Raw genomic sequence first — 25121 nt, forward strand, 5'->3', positions numbered from 1 at the left:
TCCACGATTCATGGCCGCGACGGAGCGTATTCACGGAGTATCGCGGAAGGACGATCCGATCAGCACCAAGCATATTTCTGCACAGCGTTGGCCCAACTCAATCCCAGGCCTTGCTCGGTCACCGCGGGGCACCAAGAATTCTCGATTTTTTACGATTCAACAATCACCTGCAATCTATGCCTCACGTTTTGTCTCATTTGTCGGACATCCACAACGCCACCATGACTGAATAACCAGGGCGATTGAATTGTTCACCAGCAGCCCCGAGGCCGCGAAGACTTGCCCCGACCAGAAGTTCCGAACCCGCTCAATCCCTTTGAACTCACTTCTTCCAATGAGTTCTCGGTATTCGATCTTCCGCGCGAAGGTGACGGGCATTGGGAGCGAGGCCTGGGCGGCGATCACCAGGCCGACCAGACGCCAGAAAAAGAAGGGGAATCCGCCGAACCAAAGGAGTACTCAACTCATTGCCCCTGAACAGAAGCCGGGCAAGTGTCGCACATAAAGCAAGATCTAAAGAAATGTCTAACAGCTGCCAACTTTGTCGAGCCGGCCCTCAATCGCTCACGCCTGAATTCGCGTGATTCCTGCCGACGACAACGTGCTGCTCCTGCCGGTCATCACCCGTACCAATCGTTGTGGGCAATCCACCTCACCGAGTCGACCAACCCCAGGGGCAAGGACATCGCCTCGCCCGTTCCTGTCCGATAAAGTAGGCACCCGATCCGGAGAGAGGTGTCCGACAACCCGAGAGCAGGAGCAAACCAATGCCCGACCTAGGTGACGGTGAGTCGGTCGAAATGAAAGGTTCGGGGGCCAAGCCCTACGTTCTGAAGAATGTAGGAGGGGTCTATTCCTGCTCCTGCCCGGCCTGGCGAAATCAGTCGACGGCGATCGAGCGGCGGACTTGCAAGCACCTGCGCAAGCTCCGCGGTGAGGCGGCGGAACAAGCTCGAGTCGGCCTCGATCCCGTGCCGGCACCGGAGAACGAGGGCGAGGCCAATGGAGAGTCCGCCGAAGCGAAGTCTGGACCGCCGCTCCTGCTCGCCGAGAAGTGGGACAACGCAGAGGATCTGGCGGGCTGGTGGCTCAGCGAGAAGCTCGATGGAGTAAGAGCCTACTGGAACGGCCAAGCCTTGATCTCGCGGCTCGGGAACCGCTTCCATGCGCCCCCTTGGTTCCTGGAAGGTCTGCCCGAGACCCCACTCGACGGCGAACTCTGGATCGGTCGCAAGGCGTTTCAGCGGACGGTCGGGATCGTCCGACGCCAGGATCAAAGCGACCTCTGGAAGGAAGTCACCTACGTGGTGTTCGACGCTCCCGGAGTCGACGCGGCGTTCGAAGATCGCCTGGCGTTCGTCAGCGCCCACAAGGCGCAGTGCCGGTCGCCCTACTTGAAGGCTCACGAGCATACACCCTGCACCGGCCTGGTGCAGTTGCGCGAAGAACTGGCGCGGGTCGAGGCGCTCGGGGGGGAGGGGCTGATGCTCCGCCAGCCCGGCTCGCGCTATGAGGTCGGGCGCTCGACCACGCTCTTGAAGGTCAAGAGCTTTCGCGACGCCGAGGCACGCGTGCTCGAGCATCTCAAAGGAGCAGGGCGGCATAAGGGACGGCTCGGCGCCTTGCTGGTGGAACTGGCGGACGGGACCCGCTTTTCGGTCGGCACGGGCTTCTCGGACGCCGAACGCTCGGCACCGCCGGCAATCGGGTCCACGATCACGTTCCGCTACCAGGAGCTTTCCGACAGTGGCGTCCCGCGCTTTCCGTCCTACGTCCGAGTCAGGAGCGACCTCGCCGGCCTCGAACCGTAGCCAGGGTGAGGAGCGGCCGAGCGTGTCATCAGCCGTGGACGGACGGATCGATTGCCGAACCCGAATCGGCCTTTTCCTTGATGCCCGCGCACGGTTACCATCAGGGGCGAACAGGCCGAACCGCCAACTCAACCCGCACAGTTTACGCTGTAAGGCGGATTTCCAGGGTTCCGCGTCAGTTTCACGGACGAAGAAGAAGAGGGGACCATGATGGCTCCAGTCTCCTGGAAGATCGCCGTACTCCTATTCGCCGGCGCGGGCCTCCTAGTCCCTACCCTTGGGTTTGCGGCGGCCGAGATCAAGCTCGACAAGGAGTTTCTCTCCGGCATCATCGAGAAAGTTCCGGCGGTTCCGTTTCAGAAGGATGGCCAGTACAAAGGAACGGTCCAGCGGTTCCGGCTCCTCGCGATCGATCCCAAGTCGCGCCGATTCGAGGTCGCCTGCCAGGTCGTCGGCGAGTTCCGCCCGCCGTCGATGTCTCCACTCAAGGAGAAGCGAGCTCGCAAGGAAGAATCGACCGAGAACTGGACCGGCTTCCGGTTCGATGTGCGGATCGGGATCAACGTCGAGCCGGGAAGAGACGGGGCCCCGCGGTTCCAGGTCGATGTCGAGGAGGTCAAGCGGCGCGAGCTCGAGGGGTTCGCCGGCGCATTAGCCAAAATCCTCGGGCGATCGTTCGATCAGGTCGTCACCCAGATTGCCGATGGCAAAGCGTCTCAGCTCGGCGAGAAGATCAATGCCGAGATCAACAAGCGAGTCAAGGCGTTCCGTGACTACGGCGTCCTCTGCGCGATCGATTACTCCCTCTCGGACGTTGCGCTCCACTTCGACGTCACCCGGCTCAAGACCGAAGGGGTCGTCGGCTACGTCTACCCCGAGCCGCACCCGGGGACCGTCGCGCTCACCCGCTGGTTTCACCCTCGTCAAGGGCACCACCTCTATACCACCACGCCCGAAGGGCTCGAGCGGCAAGGGTACGTCTCCGAAGGCATCTCCTGTTACGTCTACCCGGCCGCGATCGAGGGCACAGTCCCGCTCTATCGCTGGCGGAGCCGCAAAGAACCGTTCTATACCACGGCGCCGGACGGCGAAGGGGTCGCTCGCGCAGGCTATCGCTCAGACGGGATCGCCTGCCTACTCTACCCCGACGAGCAGCCGGAAACCGTCCCCCTCTACCGCTTCCTCAATCCCCGCAACGGACGGCACTTCTACACAATGCATAAGTACGCCGAATTCGCGAAGTAGTCTCGTGGAAAGGCTCGCTATCCTGCATTCCCCGAACTCTTTGTCACAGCCCAACTTACGCCTCAAACGCCAATAACGGCGGCCCCACATGTCACACCGCGAACGGCTCCCTCGTCGTTATTTGTGGAGGAGGGAACGCCACTCGAGTTGAGCGTCCCCGACCACGATGACCGGAAGGGAGCTTCACCATGTTCGGCTGGCTGGTTAAACGGCAAATCAATGCGTTTGAGAAGATGTACAATTACGATATGACCTACGCCCGCGTACTTCTCGACGCGGACCCGGCGGCGTTCCGCAAGTTCGCCAAGGTCATGGGGATCGCCCGGTATCGCAAAGACGTGCCGCAGGACGTCTGGACGGCCGCAAAGCTCGTGGGGGCGATGGCCGAGGACTGCGGACCTTGCACTCAGTTGGTGACGACGATGTCCGAGCATGCGGGAGTCCCTCCCCGGGTGCTGCAAGCGATTCTCGAACGCGACTTCGAGGCAATGCCGGAGGATGTGGCACTCGGCTTTCGATTCGCGGAGGCGGCATTGGCCCACGACCCCGAGGCCGACGGGCTTCGCGAGCAGGTCGTCGCGCGGTGGGGCAAGCGAGGGCTCGTCTCGCTCAGCTTCGCGCTGACCGCCGCGCGCCTCTTCCCGACCTTGAAATACGCCCTGGGGGAGGGTAAGACTTGCAGCCGGGTGACCGTCGGCGGTAAGTCTCTGGCCGTCGCCCGGCACCAGGTGGCCTGATGACGACGTCAAAGCCTGAACCAATCGACGCGGGAGAGTTCGAGTCGCAACGACGCCGCCTGACCGGCCTGGCCTATCGGATGCTGGGCTCGGTCGCCGAGGCCGAGGACGTGGTACAAGAGGCCTATCTGCGCTGGCACGCCGCCGATCGCGCGGCCATAGCCGACCCGCCTGCCTTTCTCTCGACGGTCGTCACGCGTCTCTGCCTCGATCAGATCAAGTCGGCCCGGTCCCGCCGCGAGCACTACATCGGCCCCTGGCTCCCCGAGCCGGTCCTGGATGACGAGCCACTCGGCGCCGAGACGGCGAGCGACTATGCCCATGAGCTCTCGATGACTCTGATGCTGGCACTCGAGCGACTCTCGCCGCTCGAGCGTGCGGCCTTCTTACTCCACGACGTCTTCGACATCGAGTTCGGCCAGGTGGCCCGAACGCTCGGCCGAAGTGAGCCCGCCTGCCGCCAACTTGCCGCCCGCGCTCGTGCCCACGTGAAGGAGTCGCAACCCCGATTCCCGGTCCCCCCCGAAACCGGGGCCCGACTCGCAGAGGCCTTTCTCACCGCCGCACGCAGCGGCGACGCCGAGACGCTGACCCTCTTGCTCGCCGAGGATGCCGTTCTCAGTTCCGACGGCGGCGGCAAACGCCTCGCCGCGCTCCGCCCCATCTTCGGACGCGACAAGATCACCCGGTTCTTCGTGGGCCTCGCTTCGAAGTACAATCGCTACGCGCAATACGGCGCCACCCCGACTCGAATCAACGGCCAACCCGGGTTCATTGTCACCGAACCCGACGGGTCCATTCATACGATGGCCGTCGACCTTCGAGACGGGCTCATCACCTCGATCTACGTCGTCCGTAACCCCGACAAGCTCAAGCACCTCGCCCGCCCTTGATGGACATCGAACACAGTGTGGGCAAGGCCAAGAGAGACAGAGAGCGTGAGCTCCCTGTCTTCTCTTTCAGAACACAAAAAATATCGGTGACATAAAAATTCGACAACATGAACTTCGACGCGGCCACTCGCATCAAACAAACCACACTCACAAAAACTCAATCGCAATAAATCACAAACGCCTTTGCATCGATTATTCATCATCTCGGCGAGCCATACTCATGGACACCCGATCGGCCACCCATTCGCCAAGGCGGGCGTGCATAGCAGCGTTCGGATGAAGGCCGTCGAAGGAGCGGCGGACGGGCTTGCCTTCCACCCAATCTTCGACCCGCGACGAGGCTTCCTCGCCGAGATCGATGAGGTGGCACTTCGCGTCAGGAGAGGTGGTCTCGGCCTGATAGGCGTCGAACGCAGCTCGGATCGGAGCGCGGTTGAAACCCTCGAACGGGATCACGACGAAGACCTGGGCCAACGGCCCGGCGGCGGTGCGAATCTTGGGCAGTAGCCCTCGGACCGAGGCTTCAACTTCAGCCAGGGGAACATGGCGGTTCGCGTCGTTCACGCCGTGGCAGAGGAAAACGAAGTCAGGGCGGGGTGAGAACCGCCCCTCGGCCAGCCGGGGATGATAGGAGTCGAGCAGGTCCCAGGTGCTCTCTCTCGGGTTCTGAGGGATGAACAGAGCGGGGACGTTGCCATTGCTCGCGTCGCCGCTGATCGCGTAGCTCTGCCCCTCGAATCCGACCCGGCCGGGCTCGGCGTCAAGACGTTCGGCAACCACTTCCGGCCACGCCTGGAACGAGTCGGTCTCAGCACCCCGGTTAAACGCGGCGCCGAGAATCGAGTCGCCGAAGAACAAGGCTCGTCGGGGCCGCAACGCGGGGTCACGGTAGGTTGTCGCCCCCGGATCGAGCCGGAGTCCGGTTACCCGCCAGAGCCCGACTTGCCGGCCCGCTCTCCACCGCTCCTCTCCGAAGCCGACCCAACGCAGATAGGCCTGACAGCGGTGCCGCCCCTCGGGAAGGTTGGCGGCGAGCGTACGCTCTCGATCGCCCCGCCGAAGCGGAAGAACGCGCATCGGGCCGCCGTCGATCGAATAGCCGATCACCGGGTACGCGTCGGGAGCGATCCCCGCGCGGTCGGCCATCGAGACGTCGACCTTCAGCCTCAAGTTCCGACCCGTCCAGCCGAATTTCAACCAGGCGCCGAAGTGAGTCGTCTGGAAGGCCGATCCATCGCCATACCAATTCCAAGGCGAATAGAACAACGAGGGGTCGTCCGCCCGGATCTCCCCTCTCCGCGCGGCAGGCCGACTCGAGGAGAACAGCCCGATCGCGATCAGGCCGCCCAGAACAAGCCCCAGGGCCAAGAGAGGATACGTCCTCCATCCCGGACGACTCGGCCTGCGCTCGCGATCCATCCCCTGTTCCTCTTTAATTTGCGCGTGTCTGGCTGTGAGCGTCTTGCTCGCCTCTCAGCTCAGGGGACCGGCCCGGAGCCGGCTTCGATGCTCCCCACGTGTTCCAGGAGGATTCGCCGAAGCTCTTGCGTCACCTCAGGTTTTTGCTGGGACGAGTGGTTTCCCTCGACGATCAGTTCGGACGCTGCGCCGTCGAGGTGCGAGCTATTATAGAGAACCACGCCATCCGTCCCGGACACCTTGAGGATCTGAGGGATGATCGAGTGGTACGGCACGTTCGGGGCGATCGGAACTCGGTCCAGGGTGGCGAGGACCGGGCTATCCGTCTGGAGGTTGGCGATGGCGTTGGGTGTCCGCCCGCGCATTTCAGGGGCGATCACCCTGGGCCCGTTGAGGGCCTCGATCTCCTTGATGCTCTCCGCCAGTTCATCAGGACGGCCCACCAGGCGTGAAATCGTCCGGCCGAAGAGGTCGCTCGCGAGTGGGCTGCCCCGGTGCGGCGACGCAATGAACACGATCCGGCGCACGAACGGCAAGGGGCGGAAAATGAGGGACGCCTCCAGGGTCTCGTGCAGCTTGGGCGAGAACTTGAACCGGTCGTGAGGAATCCGGATCGTCGAGTTCCAAAGCTCCAACCCAGGGTCTTGCACCATCATCTTCGAGAGCAGGCCTCCCATGCTGTGCCCGACCAGAACCATCTGGTCGAACGCAGCGTCGGTATGCCCCGGGTCCAGCGTCTCTCGCGCTCGGGTCAGCCACATCCGCAGCTTGGCGGCCGATGCGGGGATCGGCAAGCCGGTCGGATAGATGAACACCCAGAACTGATACTTTGACGCGATCAACGGCGTGTTGGACAACTCGTTGATCGTCTGCACATAGGCCCTCGGGCTGGAAAAGAGGCCGTGAACCAGCACGACCGGGATCTTACCCGGCTCATAGGGCCGGAGCATGTACAGACCGGCCTCGACCCCCTCACGCTTGAAGGAGGAGTGGAACAGGCCGGCCCACTCGAGTTGATCGAGATGAACCCGAGCAACCTGGTCCGCAAGCGGGGTCGTCCGGTCGGTCGCCAGACTGACGTCATTCTCTCCAAAGGGGAGTGAAGGAGCCCCGAACGGGTCCGCGAAGTAGAGGGATGCCGGCCGCCGCCGCCACTGTCCCGCGTAGAGTCCCCCTTCGGGCAACAAGACGGCGGTTGCGCCGGTGCGCGTCTCGCGAGGCAAGAATTGGTCTTGGGGATCCGTCGTCTCGGTCGGACCGGCCAGCCGATGCGCCACGACCGGCACCCCCAGCCCGCTCGATCGATAAACGTTGTGCATGCCCGTGACCCGCAAGTCGTCAGCCACCTTGAGGTCGGCGAGCTGCGCAGGGTGCAGGTACGAGGTCGAGCTCACAAGGGCCAGGCCTTGTCCTCCCAGGACTTCCCGCCACGATCCGTCCCCCCGAACGCCATCCGCCTGCGAGATCCGGATCAGCCGCTTCAAGGCGAGGTTGTGGGTCGCGATCGCGTGCTCGGAGCTCAATCCCGCCGGTTCGGCGAGGGCCAACGCCGCACAGGCCGCCGCATCTCGATACCAGGGGAGGGCCGTGGCAGGCGAATGCGCCTCGCGCCGCAGCCCTTCCCGATACGAGAGCTCAGCCAGGGCCAGGGCTCCGCCCGGCTCGGGCTGGGCCTCAAGCCGCGTCTCGAGCACCCGAGCCGTCGCGCCCGGGTCGTTCGCCGCCATATCGACCAGGCCTTGCCCAGTGAGGAAAACCCCGGTCGGCGCACTCAAATAACGCGCAGCCTCAACCCGCTCGCGACGGCCCTCGAGTATATTGCGTAGGCTCGCTTCGTGGGCACCAATGCTAACGCACCCACCCGAAGTTGCCAGCAACCCGCAAATCGCCACGACCAACCAAAGTCGCCAGCGCAACGAAGGGGCGGGGCTACGCCCCCACGCGCGGGGGACGAACGTTCGGATTGGGCCAAGGAGCCGCGACATCATCCATCCTGGACGACCGGCCGCCGTCAATGAGACATGGTTGGACCGCAAAGTCAGCCTCGGCGACCGCGAGGCCCAGCCCATCCAAATGGACCGAGCCCATCAAGTACCCTTTTCTCGCATTTCTGGGAAGGGGAATCCCGCCACGTGAAGATGTGCCGGAATTCCCCTTGGCCACCGACAACGGTCATAGGCCTTCTCAAGGCGGGTTGTCCCCAAGAGGATCACCGAGCCGAGAGGAAATGATTCCGATGCAATCCGAAGCCGACAACGGGCCTCACTCGTGCCTGAGGGAGATGATCGGGTCCAACCGTGCTGCGCGGTGGGCCGGGTAGAGGGCCGCGAGCATGGTAATCAGCATGGCGAGCATCTGGGTCCCCAGCACCAGCCAGATCGGGAAGGCGAAGAGGGAGCCTTCGATGGGCTTCGGGGTCTGCGCCTCCATGACTGAACGGGCGATCGCATCGCCTGGAAACGACGCGATCCAGCCCAGCAGTAAACCAAGTCCGCCCCCGACCAACCCGATGGCGGCCCCCTCGATCAGGAAGATCGTCCGGACCTGGCCGGTTCGCGCCCCCAGGGCTTTCATGATCCCGATCTCATGGGTCCGCTCCAGCACGCTCATGAGCATCGTGTTGGTGATTCCGATGGCGGCCACCGTCAGCGCAACGACCGCGATGAACGCGGTAGCGATCGTGATCAGCAAGACGTTCATCCGAATCGTCTCGATCACCTGGATCAACGACGACTGGCTGAAGCCCATCGACTCGACCGCCTTCGTGACCTCCTTGACGTTCGCGTCGCGGTCCACCGTCAGGACGGCCTGGTTCAACCCATTCTCGGCGATCGACGGAGCACGCAACGAGAACTCGGCGGCCGTCCATGGAGGGAGGATGACGTCGGCCCCGCGTGTGGCCCAATGCATCACACTCGTGGTATTCTTATCGTCTTCCTCCAACGCCTCCCGGACCACACCGACAATGGTGAAGGTCTCGGCATAACGATCTTCCTCTATCTGATCCGACTTGATCGAAGTCAACTCCAGTAACTTGGAAAAGGCCACTCGCTCCTCAGCCGGAAGCGGCAACAGCCCCACCCAAGGGGCCAGCCGTCTCAGCATCCGGATCAGCGACTCGCTCTGCGCCGACGTGAAGCCCCGTTCCCCGAAGGTCAAAAACTGCGACAGCGACAACTGACCGCCTCGGTTCGCACGATATTCGAAGCGGACTTTCTGTCCGATCGCCTTCGCGACCTCACCGTCTCCAACAAGTCCAAGCTCGTACAAGAGCAGTTCATGAACGACTGCCTCTTCGTCTCTATCACCGGCCAGCGCCCGCCCGGCAACCAACAGGTTCCGGTAGTAGCCGTCCGGATCGGCCGAAGCGAACTGGGCCTCGCGGGGTTGACCGATACCGCTCAAGGTGATTGTTCCCTGTTGGTTGACGATCGGCACGACACGCTCCACATGTGGTAACCGCGCGAGCCGGTCCAGGCCCGCGCGGTTCAATCTGGTCTTCGGCTTCGAGCCGTGTCGGGAGCCCCATCTACGGACCATCGCATGAAGCATCCTCGCCTTCTTGGCCTCGCTCATCACCCCCTTGACCGTCTTTTCCGACTCGGGCACGTCTTCGGCGACCGCCTCGTAGCGGACATAAACGCTGACCTGCCGCAACGCATCCGTGCCGCGAAACAGGCTGAGGATTGCGTGGTCCACTCCATGCCCGATCGAGAGGCTCACGAACAAGGCGAACGTGCCGATCGCGACGCCCAGCACGGTGAGCGTGGTTCGCACCTTCTGCTGCCTCAGCGCCGAGACGGCCATGCCCGCGAGGTCGGCCGGACGCATTCGCGGTGATTCACGCTTCATTCCTCGACCCCCGCCAAGATTCGACCGTCGCGAAGCCGGACAACACGATCAGTGCTTCGACGGGCAAGCTCCTCGTCATGTGTCACGAGAATCAGGGTCGTGTTGTGCTGCTCCAGGTGGTCGAGGAGCAGGCGAAGAATCTCGTGGGCGGTTGCCGTGTCGAGGTTGCCGGTCGGCTCGTCGGCCAACAGCACGGCGGGGCGATTAACCAAGGCCCGGGCGATCGCAACCCGCTGCCGCTCGCCCCCCGAGAGTTGGTTGGGCCGGTGATTCAACCGATCGCCCAACCCGACCGCCTCGAGCGCAGCACGGGCTGCCGCTCTGCGCTCGTGCTTGGCCCGGCCGGCGAAGACCATGGGCAACTCGACGTTCTCCAACGTTGTGCGTGAATCGACCAGGTTGTAGGCCTGAAAAATCATCCCGACCGTCTCGAGCCGGAACCGGGCCATCTCGTCCGCGTTCATCGCATGCAGGTTCGATCCGGCAATCCGGACGGTCCCCGACGTGGGCCGGTCCAGCCCACCCAGCAGGTTCAGAAGCGTCGACTTCCCCGAACCCGACTTGCCCAGCAAGGCCACCCGCTCACCACGGCCGATCACAAGGTCGATCCCACGCAAGGCGGCCACCGTCGAGTCTCCCTCGACATAGGTTTTCGTGACACCCTCGGCCTGCACGACCAGATCCACGGCCAAAAACGCGTCCACGGGTTCAGAAACGGGAGAAGACATCGGCAGGATCTTTCATGCATGGCCTGATGATCCTCGTTTAAAAACACCCTGGCGAGTATAGCCCAAGGTCAGACGTCTGTCAGGGGCCTCTCGAAACTCGATTGCGGTTCTCCTCAAAGGCTCGCAATCCACCGGTTCGATTCCTCGAAGCTGCCAGCGTGTTCGAGGAACGGCCATCATCGCCGTATCGGCCCGATGCGTTAACGGCGAGAGATTCTGGAGATTCTGGTTTCGACCCCCTGACATGGGACGTATAGTCAAGTTAGCCCCGTCGCCACGTCCGGCCTCGAGCCGATATTGACTGGTCGAGCAGGGTGTCCGGTTTCTCATCATTTGCGAAACACCTATGTCAATTCGATTTCAGTGTGAGCAATGCGGGCATACGATCGAGGTGGACGATCATCTCGGGGGCAAGCATGGCAAGTGCAAGCATTGCGGTCATTCCGTGGTGGTCCCCGCACCCAAGGCGGAGGAGGCCGGCCCCGTGCTTCGGCTCCGCCCCCTGGCGGGCGAGGAGCCTACGGAAGGGCTCGGCAAACTCCTCGCCGCTCCGCCACCGCTGAATGTCCGCGCCGCGGAGGCTGACCCTCGAATCATTGCGGAGATGATTTCCGAACCCGACGCTCCCCCCTTGACGCCCGGGCGGCCCAATGACCATTACACAGTGACTGACCCTCACGAGTTCACTCGGGTCCACTCCTCATCGGGGCCGCCCCCGCGCTGGCAACTTTTCCCGACGTTGTCAGCCCGTTGGCTCGCAAGAAACCTGCGGACGATACGGAATTGGCTTTACGTGGCCTCGGTCGGCTTCCTGGTCCTGGTCCTGATCGGCTATCTCTTCCAGTGGAAGACCCTCCTTCACCTGGGCGCGTTGGGGGTGGTCGCCTCGAACATCAGCATGCTCTACGTGGGCGTGGCGTACCTGATCTCGCTCCCGTTCAAAGAGAGCCTGGGGCAGGGGCTGGCCAACCTCCTGATTCCGTTCTATGCGATCTACTACTGGTCGACGCGCTGGGACCGGATGAAGACGGCCGTGTACAAGACGGTCGGCTCGTTCCTGCCGATCGCGCTGGTCGGGCTGGCTTACCTGATCTACAAGGAAGCCCCGGTCGTCAAGGCGGCGGTCCAAGAGAAGCTCCCCGCGTTCGAGAAAAAGATCGAGCAGGCGACCTCCAAGCTCGAAGCCAAGGCCGACGCGGCGCTCGGCCCAATCGAAAAAGGCGTGATGCCGCTCTTGAAGACGGAGCCAGAAGAGTCGGCTCGCCATCATCGTTCGACCCCCGAGTGACATCCAGCCACAACCAGCACGGCCGGCCCGAAAATCTCAGAATCTCTCAAATCACCGACCGAGCAATGTCGATTGGACTCATCTCCATAGGGTATGGCTCTCCACGACGCTCCGGACAAGGGACATTGCGCGATGACGATTGACCAGCTTCTCAAGTTCGCGGTAGATCAGGGGGCATCCGACCTCCATTTGCAGACCGGCTCTCCTCCGATGCTGCGGATCCTCGGGCAGATTCGCGAGCTCGAGGTTCCGCCACTAACCGACGAGCAGGTCCGGCAAGCGATTCGCGCCATCGGGCCTCGGGCGATCATCGACGACATCGACAAAGCGATGGCGCAAGGCCACGACTTCTCCTATTCCTTTCCTCCGATGGCCCGATTTCGCGGCAACCTCTACAGCCACCTCGGCTCGCCCGGATTGGTGCTCCGCGTCATCTTGCCGGGAATCCGGACCGTCGAAGACCTGCACCTGCCGCCGGTCATTCGCGAGATCGCCCAAGCCCGGCGCGGGCTGACGCTGATGAGCGGCACCACCGGAAGCGGCAAGAGCACCACGCTGGCCGCCATCGTCGACCTGCTCAACTCGAACTATCACCTCAAAATTCTGACGATCGAAGACCCGGTCGAATACGAACACGTCAACAAAAAATCGCTTGTCTCCCACGTCGAAGTCGGCAACGATACGCCAACGTTCGAACACGGGCTCCGGCAAGCCATGCGGCAGGCCCCCGACGTCATCCTCGTCGGCGAGCTTCGCGATGCCGAGAGCGTGCAAATGGCCCTCCGCGCGGCCGATACCGGACACCAGGTCCTGGCGACCGTCCATAGCTCGAACGCCGCGCAGACGATCGAACGAATCCTTGCGATGGTCCCCCCATCCGAGCTTGCGATCGCCCGCGAACAGCTCGCCGCCGCGCTCGTCGGCATCATCTCGCAACGGCTCACCGTCAGCAAGTCCGGTCAGCGCTGGCCGGTCGTCGAGGTCCTCCGCTGCGACTCCGTGACGGCGAAGTACATCCTCGAAGGGCGGATCGCCGATATTGCCGACTACATCACGACCGGCCAGCGCGGGATGCAGACCTTCGACACCCACCTCCTCCAGCTCTACCAGGGCGGGATCGTCTCAGGGACCCAGGCCCTGAGCGTCGCGACCAACGTCGAGGCCCTCGCCCTCGCGATGCGCTCCCCCGGCATGATCAAGGCGGACTGACCAATGCGCAAGCGGCCAATAACCTGGGCGACCGTGGCCCGGACTCGCTGACGATCAACCTCCACCCTATTCCTGGCACCGTCGGAGCGGACGCGTCTGCGTGGGAGGCGGGCGCGTGGCCCGACGGCATAACATGCACGCTCGCCTTCACCTTCGATCGTCCCCAAAGCAAAGACGAGGGGCTCTGGAAAGAGACGAGGGGCAAGCATCCCGCCTGATCGAACGGATGCTCAAGCCGCCTGTGCGTCTTTAATAACACATCAGTATTATTCTGCGGAACAACTCACCCCTCGCCGCAGCCTGAATACTTGTGAGATGAGCCACTCCGAGATATCTTCGACGGAGCTGGTGGACTGCATGTCAGCAGAACGGAACCGCGACTTCAGCTCTCGGCCGGACGACAAGGCAAGAGGAGAGTGCCCCTTTGTCATCAGCTCATCAACGAGCCGGAAACTCCCCCGCCATCGCCTACGGGTTCGAGATTGACCCGAGTGGGATCCTCGGGGTCAGCAACAATGCCAGCCTCCAGGATATCCGCGACGCATATCGCCTGAAGGCCCGAAAGCACCACCCGGACCATGGTGGCGACGAGTGGGCCTTTCGGATCGTGGCAAGGGCCTACGAGATCCTGAGCACCGCGCGAGTCGCCGGGCGGGTCGTTCAGGAGGCGCAGAAATCCTCCGAGTCCGCTCGCCCCGCCCCCTTCCGCAAGCCGGCTCCCGGTGACTCGGAGTGGCTCCGACCCGGCCGGCGCGACCCCTGGATCGAACCGCCGAGGCTGGTCGACGTCGAGATTCTCTCGCTCCGGTTTGAAATGGCCGACCCGACGGACCTGCTCTTGATGCCGGCCTCGGAGCGCAACCTGAGTTGTTGCCTTTCCCTGACCTGGACGGCTCCCCCCCCGGGCCCCTGGGGCGAGCAACATCCCGATGCCCCCCTCGCCCGAAAACTGCTGACGGACACCTTCGAGGCCCTCCCGGCGCGGACCCATGCCACGTCGTCCTGGTCACACTCCGAGGGGCCGAAGTTTGAAGGCTGGCTGAGCTACCCCACATCGACCCGCGCCCACGAGGCGTTCCGAATCCTCCACGAAGATCTCAACGGCTGCGGCCTCGGCGTGAATCAGTGGACCCGCGAGCTCATTATCCCGCGCGGCGGGCGCTGAGCGACAACCAAGGCGAGACGCAGACCAAAAGGGCGGCCACGGCGCAGGTTGCGACGATCGAGGGCCATTACCTCCATCCTCGCACCCTTCTCTCGACGTGGGTTCGCACCTACAATATCGCTAGGCACGGGAAGCGGAGCAAGACGATCCCCCTTCGTCGGCAGATCACGGTCCAGGGCCGTGAATTGGCCGCTGTGGGCCCGTGCGCGGTCTCAATGGGAGAGGCAGAGAACCATCCCGCCAAAACACCAACGGCCACTCTCCACAACAGCGACACGTTTCACGGAGACACCAACGCAATCAAATCCAATAGGACCCTCGCCTTCCTCAGAATCGCCAGCCGGGCCGGACCAGATTCACAATCTCGAGAGAACCACGAGCGTTTCTGGTCGTAATACTTATGAAGTGGATGCGGCAAGATCCAGTGCGATGATTCCAAACACGGGGTCAGGATCATGAAGCACATCGACGGCCGTTGGCTACGATGGTCAACGCCCATGGACTCTGAGCCGACTCGCTCATCGCCGGGTCCAACCGGCTCTTCCCATTCCAGCGACGGTCTCGCTCGAGGCGCACGCATGGTGACGAAGGCCGATCTCACACGACATATCGAAACCACAGCGCTCGCGTTTCGCGGCTACGACGTGGCCAACCTGGGTCGAAGCCGTGAACTGCTCGAACATTCCGTCTACGGTTCGATCGTCCGCGCCACCCTGGACCGGGTCTCCGAAATCTGTTCCGAAGTGATCCACTCACGCATCGATCTCGCGGCATACATTCAGGCCGGCGAAAAGACATCGCTGGCGACCTTCCCTCACGACATCGCAACGATCGTCGGCATGGAGCTCGCGCAACTCACCTTGCTCGAGGAGGTTTTTGAAGTCCCGATCCGCCAGTCGCAGATGACGTTCGGCTACAGCATCGGCGAACTCTCGGCGCTGATCTTTGGGGGGAGCTACACACTCGAAAGCCTCCTCCCCGTGCCGCTCGAAATGGCTCAGGACTGTGGCGAATTGGCCGCCGACACGACCCTGGGGGTCCTCTTCACTCGAGGCGCCACGCTCCGGACCGAAGACGTCGAGCGGCTCTGCCGCGTGGTCAGCGGAGAAGGCAACGGCCTGATCGGCCCCTCGGCCTACCTCTCGCCGAACACGGCACTGCTGCTCGGCCAGGGAGATACGCTCAACCGGGTCGAGCAGGTTATGGCCGATTTCATCCCCGACAAGGTGATGCTCCGGCGAAATCCGAACCAGTGGCCGCCGCTCCACTCCCCCTTGATCTGGCAGCGTCATATCCCGAACCGAACGGCGTTGATGCTCTATCGGCTCAAGGAAAACCTGACGCCACCGTCCCCCACCGTGCTCTCGATGGTGACCGGCGAGGCCAGCCACAACGCGGTGGATAGCCGCGATGTCCTCATCCGCTGGACCGACCACCCCCAGCGCCTCTGGGACGTGATCGACGAAACCCTCTCCTCGGGCGTCGAGTGCGTCATCCACGTCGGGCCAACGCCCAGCCTGATCGCCGCGACCTTCGCTCGCCTGGAAAACAACGTGATCCGCCAGATGGGCAATGGCAACAAATATCTCCACATTCTCGGTCGTGGATTAGCCTCCGAGCTGAACCGGCACGCCTGGCTGACCCGCCTGCTGCCGTCGAAGGCGGCCTTGCTCCGGACCCCTTATATCAGTCACGTGATCCTGGAAGACTGGCTGCTCGAGCAACCGCTTCCCGAAACGACGACCGTGGCGATCCCTCAGGTGGTCGTCGAGTCGACCGAGGGGATGCGGGAGGCCAGCGTCCTCGACCGCGAACCAACCACGGAGTCGACGCGCGGATAATCATCGTGTACCGTGGGCGTCGCCCACCGGCGGTCCAATCAAAATGCGATGGTGGGCGCTACCCACTTGTGCGAGACGGAGGGGTTGTCGATGAGCCAGGACCTCCAGGACGTGGAACCGCGGACGTTTGTCGAGACGGCGCTGGAACTCGGCGGCAAGAGCCGGGAGGAATCGCAGCGGACCGGAAGACTGGATCGGGCCGACGATCAGGTGGAAGCCCTCTTCGCCCCGCGTTACCAGACCTCTCAGAGTCCGGTCCACCGCGCGATCTGGGACCGTGAGTTCCCGCTCGATCTGTTTTACGCGAAGCCGACGGATCAGGCGTCCGGCAGTTGGGACGCGATCATGGACGAGTCGCTCGCCCTGGTTCGCCGCCATCGCGATGCGGGGACGCTGCTCGACGCCAACCGGAAAATCTCGGCGCAGGTTCTCGACGACCTAGGGAAAGCCGGCTACTGGGGCCTTCTCGTCGACCGCGCCTACGGCGGCGAAGGTGTCCCCTTTACCGCGTTCGCCCGATTCCTGACCCGGATGGCGACGGTCGACGCGACGGTGGCGGGGCTCGCCTCGGTCCACGGCTGCATCGGCGCGGTCGACCCGCTCCGGACGTTCGGCTCACCCGAACAAAAGAGCCGACACCTCCCACTCCTGGCGAGCGGCCAGCGGCTCTCCGGGTTCGCTCTGACCGAACCGTGCGCGGGGTCGGACCTGACGGCCTTGCGGACAACGGCCACGCTGGATGGCGATGCCTATGTTGTCAATGGTGAAAAGCTTTTCATTACCAACGCCATCCCCGGACGGACGGTGGGCGTGGTCTGCCTGGTCGACGGCAAGCCGGCCGTCCTGATCGTCGACCTGCCCGACCAGGAGAACGACCAGTTTCAGACCGTGCCTTATGGCTTGCACGCGTTGAAGCATACGCACAACAAGGGGCTCAGGTTCCGCAACTTCCGGGTCCCCAAGGAAAACCTGCTCGAGCCGGCGCGGGGCGACGGGCTGACGATCGCCTACCACGGCCTGAACCTCGGCCGCGTGGCGCTCTGCTCGGTCGCGGCCGGCACGATGCGGACGATGCTGGCGAACTTGCTCCCCTGGGCCCGATTCCGCCGGACCTACGGCGCCCCGATCGAGAACCGCGAACTGGTCCGCCGCCGGGTCGGCCGGCTCGCGGCCCTGATCGTCGGCTGCGACTCGCTGGTCGACTGGTGCTCCAGTCTGCTCGACCAGGGATATCGTGGCGAGATGGAGTGCATCGTCGCCAAGATCTTCGGCAGCGAGGCGCAGAAGGAAGCCGCCATCGAGCTGTTCATGAAGACCCACGGCGGTCGCGCGTTCCTTCACGGCCATCTCTTTGGCGACAACGTCCACGAATATCTCGCCCCTTGCATCTATGAAGGCGAAGGCGAGATGCTCGGCATGGCCTTCTTCAAGTCACTGATCAAGGAGCACGGCAAGACCTACTTCGAGCCGATCGGCCGTACGCTCCATGAGGCCAAGATCGCGAAGCCCAACCTGATGAACCCCGCGCACGCCTGGATGCTCCGCAAGGCGCTCGTGCCATACGCCGAGTGGTTCATCAAGGAACGGCTCTCGCTCACGTTCGGGGGAAGCGCCACCAAGATCGACCTCCCGCGCCCGCTGGCCGAACACGCCCGGTTCGCCATCAACGCCTTGCGGCACGGCCGCTTGGAAGTCAGCGGCGTGATGCGTACGCATCAGTTGAAGCTGGCGGATCGGCAATGCCGGATGGCCGAACTGTCACAACGGCTGCAAGACCTGATGGTGATCGTGACGACCAGTTGCTGGGCGGGTCGCCAATCGAGCCCGGTCGTCCAGGCGGCGGCCGACGTTCTCTGTCGCGACCTCCGCCGCAAGCTCTCGGGAGCCAGGCCGAGCGACGCCGATATTCGGGCCACCACCAAGCTGGGTGAGACGATCGCCTCCGGCGGCTTTGAAGCGATCGCCGGCGCCGGTATTGAACCCGAAGCGATCCTGATGCCGTATGACAACGAGCCGGCCGGCAAGGACAAGTGACTTAAATCCACAAGCGGGCCAGCGTTTCTGCATCTGGGTAGGCATCGCCCACCATCGACGTCATTTTTCTTTGTAGGGTAGGCTTTCGCCGGCCGCATCCCCAAAAGGGGCCCCTACAAGACAGTGACGGCAGTGATGTGTCACTGGGGACAGCCCATCATCCAAAAAGAATGGGTGGGCCGTACCCTCCCTACGAACACTTAGCCGAGGGTCGTCATGTCCGACGCATTCCAACTCGAAGAGCTCGACGGGTCGATCGCCCTGCTGACGCTCAACCTGCCCGAGAAGAAGGTCAACACGCTGTCGCAGGCCGTGCTCGCCGAGCTGGCGAAATGGATCGGCCAGCTTGCGAAGCGGACTGACCTGCGCGGACTCTTGTTCCGCAGCGGCAAGCCCGGCCAATTCATCGCCGGGGCCGACCTCAAAGAACTCGCGACCCTGGCCTATGCCTCGCAAGAGCAGGTGGGGCAGGCGATCGACTTCGGACACAAACTCTATAGCGGGATCGCCCGGCTGCCGTTCCCGACCGTCGCGCTGATCGACGGTAACTGCATGGGAGGGGGGACCGAACTCGCCCTCGCGTTCGATGAGCGGATCGCCACGGCCACTCCCGAAACCAAGATCCAGCTCCCCGAGGTCAACATCGGGCTCTTGCCCGCCTGGGGGGGGACGCAGCGGCTCCCGCGTTTGATCGGTCTCAATGCCATCGAGGTGATCTGCGGCGGGCAGCCGCTCAGCGCCAAGAAGGCCGCCGAGTTGGGGGTGATCTTCGACGCGGTCCCGGCCGATCGCCTGGTCGATGAGGGGCGCCGCTTGATCGACTATTTCCAGGAGAGCGGCGAGTGGAAACGGCGGCGTGAGCAAGCCAGGCAACCGCTCGGCCTGAGCCCGGATCAGTTTACCTTCGCCTTCGCCACCGCCGAAGGTCTGCTTCAGAGCAAGACCAAGGGGCAGTATCCCGCCCCCTTGGCCGCGCTCAAGGCGATCAAGGAAGGGTGCAACCTCCCGCTCGAACAAGGGCTCGAGGCCGAGAAAAGGGTCGCGCTCGAGCTGTTCGGGTCGCCGATCGCGGCAAACCTGATCGGCATCTTCTTCATGAAGAACCGACTGGCGCACGATCCGGGGGTCGACCGTACCGACGTCAAGCCGGGGCAGGTCGATCGCGTCGGCGTGGTCGGATCGGGCTTGATGGGCGCCGGGATCGCCGCGGCGCACGCTCGTTCGGGAATCCCGACGGCGATGGTCGACGTGGACGACGCCCGCCTGGCCGCCGGGATCAAGCAGGCTGAGGAAGTCGTCCTCTCCCGGATCAAGATCGGCCGTGCGGCCCCGATGGACCTGGCCGACATGCTCGCGGAACTGAGCACCTCTACCGGGCACGGCATCCTGGCCGATCGCGACGTGGTCATCGAGGCGATCACCGAAAACGAGGAAGCGAAAGTCGCGACCTACAAGCAGCTCGCCGGAGTGCTCAAGGAGGGGACGATCCTCGCCAGCAACACCTCGACGATCTCGATCACCCGAATGGCCGCTGCGGCCCCCGACCCCTCCCGGTTCGTCGGGATGCACTTCTTCAGCCCGGTCGACCGCATGGAGTTGGTCGAGGTGATCCGGGGCGAGGCCACCTCCGACGAGACGGTCGCCACCATCGTCGCCCTGGCCAAGCGGATCCGCAAAACGCCGATCGTTGTCCGCGACTGCGCCGGGTTCCTCGTCAATCGCGTCTTGTTCCCTTATATGAACGAAGCCCTCCTGCTGCTCCAGGAAGGGGTCCCAATGGACGCGATCGACAAGGCCGCCACAACGTTCGGCATGCCGGTGGGTCCGATCGCCTTGCACGACATGGTGGGCCTGGACACCTCGTTCTTCGCCGGCAAGGTACTGGCCGCCGCCTATCCCGACCGCGCGACGATGCCGGCGCTCCTGAAGGATCTCGTCAAGGCGGGCCGGCTGGGCAAGAAGACGGGAGCGGGCTTCCGTGCTCACGGGGGCAAGTCCTCGAAGCCGGCCGCCGACCCGGCATTCGCCCCGATCCTCGAAGCGCACCGCACAGGCAGTGAATCCACGCTGAATGCGGCGGAGATCACCGACCGGCTCTTCTTGCCGATGCTCCTGGAAGCGACCCGCGTCCTCGAGGAAGGGATCGTCCGCGAGCCGGCCGACGTGGACATGGGCCTGATTCTCGGGATCGGCTTCCCACCGTTCCGCGGTGGAATTCTGCGTTGGTGCGACGCCGAGGGAGCCGGCAAGATCGTCGATCGCCTGGAGCGTTTCGCAACGCTGGGCAAGCGGTACGAGCCGACCGAAACGTTGACCCGGCACGCCCAGACCGGTGCAACCTTCTACCCGGTCCCGAAAGCGACGCTCGCCTGAGAGGCGTTGTCAGCCGCTTTCGCTCGAACATAAATTTTTATCACATTCAAATACACGGATTCACCAATCAAGGACCAACCGATGAGACACGCGGTCATCGTTGATGCCGTGCGGACGCCGGTAGGGCGGGCTTCGGCGGACAAGGGAATCTTTCGCGATGTCCGCTCTGAAGACCTGGCCGCCCACGCGATCAAGGCCGTGGTGGAGCGGACCGGCATCGACCCGAAACTGATCGAGGACGTTCGCTTCGGCTGCGTCCAGCAGCAAGGGGAGCAGGGGTTCGACGTCGCCCGGATCGCCGCCTTGGCGGCGGGCCTGCCAATCGAGACGGCCGGCGTCACGATCAACCGCAACTGCGCATCGAGCTTGCAGGCGATCAACGACGCCGCGATGAACATCGCCGCCGAGTGCGACGACGTGCAGATTGCCGGCGGGGTTGAGCACATGGAGCATGTGCCCATGAGCAAGGACTACAATCCTTACCCCGGCATCTTGCGCCACAACGGCGAAGGGGTCATGCAAATGGGCCTGACCGCCGAATACCTCGCGCTCAAGTACCGAATCCCACGGCAACGGCAGGATGAGTTCGCCCTGCGGAGCCATCAGCTCGCCGCTGCCGCCACCGACCGGGGCGAGTTCAAGGCGGAGGTCGTTCCCACCTGGGGACGCGACGACTCGGGCCGCAAAGTCCTCCTGACGGGCGACCAGTGCATTCGCCGCGAGACCTCGCTCGAGGCCCTGTCAGCGCTCTCCCCGGCGTTCAACCCCGCCGGAGGTTCGGTGACTGCAGGGAACAGCTCGCCGATCAATGTGGGGGCGGCAGCCTTGCTCGTGATGTCGGAAGAGAAGTGCCGCGAGCTTGGCCTGAAGCCAATGGCCAAGGTGCGTGCGATGGCGGCCGTCGGCGTCGATCCCGCCGAGATGGGCATCGGCCCGGTCCCGGCAGTCAAGAAGGCCCTGGCCCGCGCCGGCTTGAACCTGGCCGACATCGACTGCATCGAGCTCAACGAGGCGTTCGCCGTTCAGGTGCTCGCCTGCTTGAAGCTCTTGGGGATCGATGAATCGAAGGTCAACACCCGTGGCGGCTCGATCGCCATCGGCCACCCGCTCGGCGCCAGCGGAGCGCGGATCGTCACCACGCTGCTCCACCGAATGCGCGACCAAGGGGCAAAGTACGGCCTGGCCACGATGTGCGTCGGCCAAGGGCAGGGGGTTGCCACCATCTTCGAGGCATGCGAAGCCTGACACCACCGCTCGGTCCCAGTTGACTTTCGCTCGCCTCACCCAAAGGCGAGCGTAAAGTCAACTCCCTGTCTAAGTGAGAGAGACCTCCAAGCCCTATCGCCCGAGCGTTTTGGAATCTATTTGACAGTGTCATATACAACCCGTATAACACTGTTATGAAGGCCAACTCCGAACCGCTCTGGACCATCGACGAACTCGGCTCGAAGGCGGCCGAGGCGCTGGCGATCGACTATGACGGCCCACCGAACGACCGGATCCGGGACGTGCCCGACCGGCGGACGATCCGCTATTACACGACGCTCGGCCTGATCGACCGGGCGGCGGAGATTCGCGGACGCACTGCGTACTATGGGCCACGGCACCTGATGCAGCTTGCGGCCATCAAACGGCTCCAGGCACGCGGGCTGAGCCTGGCCGAGGTTCAGCGTCAGATCGTGGGGCTGACCAGCGCGGGGCTCGCACAACTCGCCCGGCTGCCGGCTGGGATGAAGCTCACACCGCCCAGCATGCCTGACCCCGCCCCCCTGTGCCGTTCTGAAGACAGGGCGTTCTGGAAGGAGGCACCGGCTCCGCTCACGCATGAGAAAACGTCAGAGGTCAATTCGGACGCGAGGGCGATGGAGGCTGCCCCCCCGCTGCAAGGGATCCGGCTCGGCGAGGAGGAGAAGGCGACGTTGCTACTCGCGTCGATCCGGCCGGTCACTGTGGAGGATATCGAGGCGATCCGCAAGGCTGCGGGACCACTGCTCAGGCTCCTGACGAGGCGCGGGCTGATCGGCCCGCACCCGGGAAAGGGAACGGGGGATCGATGAACGACTTGCTATCACTGCTGTCCGAGGAGGAGACGAAGCAAGGGACGCCGGACGGCGACGAAGCCGGCCTCGGCGCCTTACGATCCGACCGAGGGCTCCTGCCGTTGAAGGCCCTGGAAGTCCGTGGTCGAATCGACGGCTTGCTGGCCCAGGTCTCGATTCGCCAGACCTTCGTCAATGTCCTGGACGAACCGCTCGAGGCCACCTATATCTTTCCCCTTCCCGACCGCGCGGCGGTCACCCGATTCCGGATGGAAGTGGCCGGCCGCGTCATCGAAGGAGTGCTCGAAGAACGAGGCCAGGCGCGGAAGGAGTATCAGCAAGCGATTGAGGCCGGACACCGGGCGAGCATCGCTGAGGAGGAGCGGCCCGGGGTTTTCACCTTGCGGGTGGGCAACCTGCCGCCGGGAGAAGAGGCGGTCGTCGAGCTTTCCCTGACCGGCCCGCTCCCGTTCGCCGACGGCGAAGTCACCTTCCGCTTCCCGCTGGTGGTCGCCCCGCGTTATATCCCGGGGATTCCCTTGCCAGGCCCATCGACGGGAAAAGGGGTGGCCCACGATACCGATGCCGTGCCCGACGCCTCGCGGATCTCGCCGCCCGTGCTGCTGCCTGGCTTTCCGAACCCGGTGCAACTGACGCTGACGGTCGACGTTCACGAGTCGATCGCGTCGGTGGGTGCGCTCCGTTCGAGCCTCCACGCGGTGCTCGAGACCGGAGATCAAGGGTATCGCCGCGTCACGCTGCTCAACACCGGCGAACGCCTCAATCGCGACTTCATCCTGCGGTTCAAGCTCGGTGCCGAGTCGATCGAGACCTCACTCTCGGTTCATCCTGATGCGAACACGGACCGTGGCGGCAACGAGGGAACCTTCGCGCTGACGATCGTGCCTCCGACAGCCTCGTCCGAGGTGACCAGGCCGCGCGACCTGATCTTCGTGCTCGACCGTTCCGGCAGCATGGAGGGCTGGAAGATCGTGGCGGCCCGACGCGCCCTGGCGCGGATGGTCGACACGTTGGGAGCAGCCGACCGCTTCAACGTCCTCGCCTTCGACGACCGGATCGAATATCCCCCCGGGTTCTCGGATCAAGGGCTGGTCACGGCGACCGATCGCCAGCGGTTTCGGGCGGTCGAGTTCCTCGCCACCCTGACGGCGCGGGGTGGCACCGAGATGGCGGGGCCGCTCGATCAGGGGGTCGAGATTCTTGCTCGCGCCGAGACGGGCCGGGACCGGATCCTCGTCCTGGTCACCGATGGGCAGGTTGGTAACGAGGACCAGATCCTCAAGGGGCTCGGCCGTCGACTTCAAGGGATCCGGATCTTCACGCTCGGGATCGACCGGGCGGTCAACGAGGGGTTCCTTCACAGGCTGGCCGAACTGGGGGGAGGGACGAGCGAGATCGTCGAGTCGGAGGATCGGCTCGACGAGGTGATGGATGCCGTTCATCGCCGGATCGGCATTCCTGTTCTGACCGGGCTTCGCCTGGAGCCTGACAAACTGCCGGTGGTCCCCGATAGCCTCGTACCGGGCCGGATCCCCGACCTGTTCCCCTCGGCGCCGGTGCTGATCCTCGGGCGCTACCGGGGTGCCTTCCCCGAGTCACTGACGCTGTCGGGCCGAGACGCGGCCGGACAACCGTGGTCGCAGGCGGCGGTGGCGAGAGTCCGCGACAACCCGGCAATCGCCGCCGCCTGGGCACGCGGCCAGTTGCGCAAGCTTGAAGATCGCTATACGGTCGAGCAGACCGGGTGCGCGGAGCTCGAAAAAACGATCGTCGCAACATCGCTGCAGTTCGGCGTCCTCTGCCGGTTCACGGCGTATGTGGCCATCGACCTGGCGGAGGTCGTCAACCAAGGCGGGGGGATTCACAAGGTAACCCAGCCGGTCGAGAGTCCCTCCGGATGGATGATGAAGAGAAGGTCAGGAGGTCTTTGCGCATCACTGATCGCTCCCTCGCCGATTTCACCGAGTCAGGCCCAACCGGCCAAGTCCGCATTCATGGCATTCGCGTCCTCTGATTCTGCTCTTGAGGCCGATGAGAATTCCGACGACCCGGCTTTCCTGTTCGAGTGCCAATCGGCCCCGGCGCACAAAGCTGCCGGTCCCCCCGTCGCCACAGAGCCTCGAGCACGCGCCTTGCAACTCTTGGAAGAGTTGGAAACGGCCATCCGAGCAGGGGGGAAGAACCTGCGCAAAGCCTTGCGGACTCTCCTACCCAAACTTGAGGCTGTGCTGATCGAGTTGAAACGGCTCGACGGCCCAGGCCTTCCCGAACTGGAGAAATTGGTTGAGAACCTGCGAAGTCTGATTAAACAGACAAATCGATGGCTGGTGTCCGTTGACGCTCTGGCCTTGAGTGAATTGTCAACCTCGGCCAAAGTGGTTGGAATCCTCCTGGCTTCCGACCACACCGGGCCGAGATCAACCGAAACGGAGCGCGAGTCTTTCTGGAAATGAAAGGCTTGAGAGC

At 63.8% G+C, this 25121-nt stretch carries 17 protein-coding genes; 13 read left to right on the forward strand and 4 right to left on the reverse strand.

From position 1 onward, the window contains the following. Positions 1–767 precede the first annotated feature (767 nt). The 4 genes from SINAC_RS16650 (at position 768) to SINAC_RS16665 (ending at position 4686) form a co-directional block, all read left to right on the forward strand. On the forward strand, positions 768–1811 hold the full coding sequence (locus tag SINAC_RS16650; protein WP_015246796.1) for a DNA ligase: 1044 nt from the start codon (positions 768–770) through the stop codon (positions 1809–1811). 207 nt (positions 1812–2018) lie between these two features. Next, the gene (locus tag SINAC_RS16655; RefSeq protein WP_015246797.1) at positions 2019–3056 is read left to right on the forward strand and encodes a hypothetical protein; all 1038 of its coding nucleotides are present in this window, start codon (positions 2019–2021) and stop codon (positions 3054–3056) included. Between the two features lie 188 nt (positions 3057–3244). Beyond that, on the forward strand, positions 3245–3793 hold the full coding sequence (locus tag SINAC_RS16660; RefSeq protein ID WP_015246798.1) for a hypothetical protein: 549 nt from the start codon (positions 3245–3247) through the stop codon (positions 3791–3793). Next, entirely contained in the window at positions 3793–4686 is an 894-nt protein-coding gene (locus tag SINAC_RS16665; protein WP_015246799.1) for a sigma-70 family RNA polymerase sigma factor, read from the forward strand. The genes SINAC_RS16660 and SINAC_RS16665 overlap by 1 nt, the downstream gene beginning before the upstream one ends. 192 nt (positions 4687–4878) lie before the next feature. Here the strand turns inward: SINAC_RS16665 and SINAC_RS16670 are convergent, their stop codons facing one another. The 4 genes from SINAC_RS16670 to SINAC_RS16690 form a co-directional block, all read right to left on the reverse strand. Beyond that, positions 4879–6105, reverse strand: a complete 1227-nt coding sequence (locus SINAC_RS16670) for a GDSL-type esterase/lipase family protein (RefSeq protein WP_015246800.1) — start codon at positions 6103–6105, stop codon at positions 4879–4881. A gap of 59 nt (positions 6106–6164) precedes the next feature. Beyond that, a complete protein-coding gene (locus SINAC_RS16675) occupies positions 6165–7880 on the reverse strand; it encodes an esterase/lipase family protein (RefSeq protein WP_020466021.1) in 1716 nt (571 codons plus the stop codon). A 487-nt stretch (positions 7881–8367) separates the two neighbouring features. Further along, positions 8368–9957 carry an ABC transporter permease gene (locus tag SINAC_RS16685; protein ID WP_015246803.1) on the reverse strand — a complete coding sequence of 530 codons (1590 nt, stop codon included), beginning with the start codon at positions 9955–9957 and terminating at the stop codon, positions 8368–8370. Then, complete coding sequence (locus SINAC_RS16690) at positions 9954–10685, reverse strand: ABC transporter ATP-binding protein (RefSeq protein ID WP_015246804.1); 732 nt, start codon at positions 10683–10685, stop codon at positions 9954–9956. The genes SINAC_RS16685 and SINAC_RS16690 overlap by 4 nt, the downstream gene beginning before the upstream one ends. Before the next feature lie 346 nt (positions 10686–11031). Between SINAC_RS16690 and SINAC_RS16695 the strand changes: the two genes are divergently transcribed. The 9 genes from SINAC_RS16695 to SINAC_RS16740 all read left to right on the forward strand — a co-directional run bounded on the left by SINAC_RS16695 (position 11032) and on the right by SINAC_RS16740 (position 25108). Continuing rightward, positions 11032–11973 carry a zinc ribbon domain-containing protein gene (locus tag SINAC_RS16695; RefSeq protein ID WP_015246805.1) on the forward strand — a complete coding sequence of 314 codons (942 nt, stop codon included), beginning with the start codon at positions 11032–11034 and terminating at the stop codon, positions 11971–11973. 93 nt (positions 11974–12066) lie between these two features. Continuing rightward, a complete protein-coding gene (locus SINAC_RS16700; RefSeq protein WP_020466018.1) occupies positions 12067–13182 on the forward strand; it encodes a PilT/PilU family type 4a pilus ATPase in 1116 nt (371 codons plus the stop codon). A gap of 424 nt (positions 13183–13606) precedes the next feature. Next, on the forward strand, positions 13607–14347 hold the full coding sequence (locus SINAC_RS39465) for a J domain-containing protein (protein ID WP_015246807.1): 741 nt from the start codon (positions 13607–13609) through the stop codon (positions 14345–14347). A gap of 578 nt (positions 14348–14925) precedes the next feature. Beyond that, positions 14926–16188, forward strand: a complete 1263-nt coding sequence (locus SINAC_RS16715; RefSeq protein ID WP_015246809.1) for an ACP S-malonyltransferase — start codon at positions 14926–14928, stop codon at positions 16186–16188. A gap of 90 nt (positions 16189–16278) precedes the next feature. After that, a complete protein-coding gene (locus tag SINAC_RS16720) occupies positions 16279–18222 on the forward strand; it encodes an acyl-CoA dehydrogenase family protein (protein WP_015246810.1) in 1944 nt (647 codons plus the stop codon). 216 nt (positions 18223–18438) lie between these two features. After that, positions 18439–20595, forward strand: coding sequence for a 3-hydroxyacyl-CoA dehydrogenase NAD-binding domain-containing protein (locus SINAC_RS16725; RefSeq protein WP_015246811.1), 2157 nt, complete (start codon positions 18439–18441; stop codon positions 20593–20595). Positions 20596–20676: 81 nt separating this feature from the next. After that, entirely contained in the window at positions 20677–21840 is a 1164-nt protein-coding gene (locus SINAC_RS16730; RefSeq protein ID WP_015246812.1) for a thiolase family protein, read from the forward strand. 155 nt (positions 21841–21995) lie between these two features. Continuing rightward, positions 21996–22652 carry a helix-turn-helix domain-containing protein gene (locus SINAC_RS16735; RefSeq protein WP_015246813.1) on the forward strand — a complete coding sequence of 219 codons (657 nt, stop codon included), beginning with the start codon at positions 21996–21998 and terminating at the stop codon, positions 22650–22652. Next, positions 22649–25108: a VIT domain-containing protein gene (locus tag SINAC_RS16740; RefSeq protein ID WP_015246814.1), complete on the forward strand. Its 2460-nt coding sequence runs from the start codon at positions 22649–22651 to the stop codon at positions 25106–25108. Before SINAC_RS16735 ends, SINAC_RS16740 begins: the two co-directional genes overlap by 4 nt. Positions 25109–25121: the final 13 nt, after the last annotated feature.

The organism is Singulisphaera acidiphila DSM 18658 (genome assembly GCF_000242455.2).
Lineage (GTDB): Bacteria > Planctomycetota > Planctomycetia > Isosphaerales > Isosphaeraceae > Singulisphaera > Singulisphaera acidiphila.

Coding starts and splice junctions, on each gene's coding strand:
- SINAC_RS16660 (WP_015246798.1), top strand. CDS start 3,245: ATGTTCGGCTGGCTGGTTAAACGGCAAATCAATGCGTTTGAGAAGATG.
- SINAC_RS16695 (WP_015246805.1), top strand. CDS start 11,032: ATGTCAATTCGATTTCAGTGTGAGCAATGCGGGCATACGATCGAGGTG.
- SINAC_RS16670 (WP_015246800.1), bottom strand. CDS start 6,105: ATGGATCGCGAGCGCAGGCCGAGTCGTCCGGGATGGAGGACGTATCCT.
- SINAC_RS16655 (WP_015246797.1), top strand. CDS start 2,019: ATGATGGCTCCAGTCTCCTGGAAGATCGCCGTACTCCTATTCGCCGGC.
- SINAC_RS16700 (WP_020466018.1), top strand. CDS start 12,067: ATGGCTCTCCACGACGCTCCGGACAAGGGACATTGCGCGATGACGATT.
- SINAC_RS16725 (WP_015246811.1), top strand. CDS start 18,439: ATGTCCGACGCATTCCAACTCGAAGAGCTCGACGGGTCGATCGCCCTG.
- SINAC_RS16720 (WP_015246810.1), top strand. CDS start 16,279: ATGAGCCAGGACCTCCAGGACGTGGAACCGCGGACGTTTGTCGAGACG.
- SINAC_RS16690 (WP_015246804.1), bottom strand. CDS start 10,685: ATGTCTTCTCCCGTTTCTGAACCCGTGGACGCGTTTTTGGCCGTGGAT.
- SINAC_RS16715 (WP_015246809.1), top strand. CDS start 14,926: ATGGTGACGAAGGCCGATCTCACACGACATATCGAAACCACAGCGCTC.
- SINAC_RS16740 (WP_015246814.1), top strand. CDS start 22,649: ATGAACGACTTGCTATCACTGCTGTCCGAGGAGGAGACGAAGCAAGGG.
- SINAC_RS16665 (WP_015246799.1), top strand. CDS start 3,793: ATGACGACGTCAAAGCCTGAACCAATCGACGCGGGAGAGTTCGAGTCG.
- SINAC_RS16735 (WP_015246813.1), top strand. CDS start 21,996: ATGAAGGCCAACTCCGAACCGCTCTGGACCATCGACGAACTCGGCTCG.
- SINAC_RS16730 (WP_015246812.1), top strand. CDS start 20,677: ATGAGACACGCGGTCATCGTTGATGCCGTGCGGACGCCGGTAGGGCGG.
- SINAC_RS16685 (WP_015246803.1), bottom strand. CDS start 9,957: ATGAAGCGTGAATCACCGCGAATGCGTCCGGCCGACCTCGCGGGCATG.
- SINAC_RS16650 (WP_015246796.1), top strand. CDS start 768: ATGCCCGACCTAGGTGACGGTGAGTCGGTCGAAATGAAAGGTTCGGGG.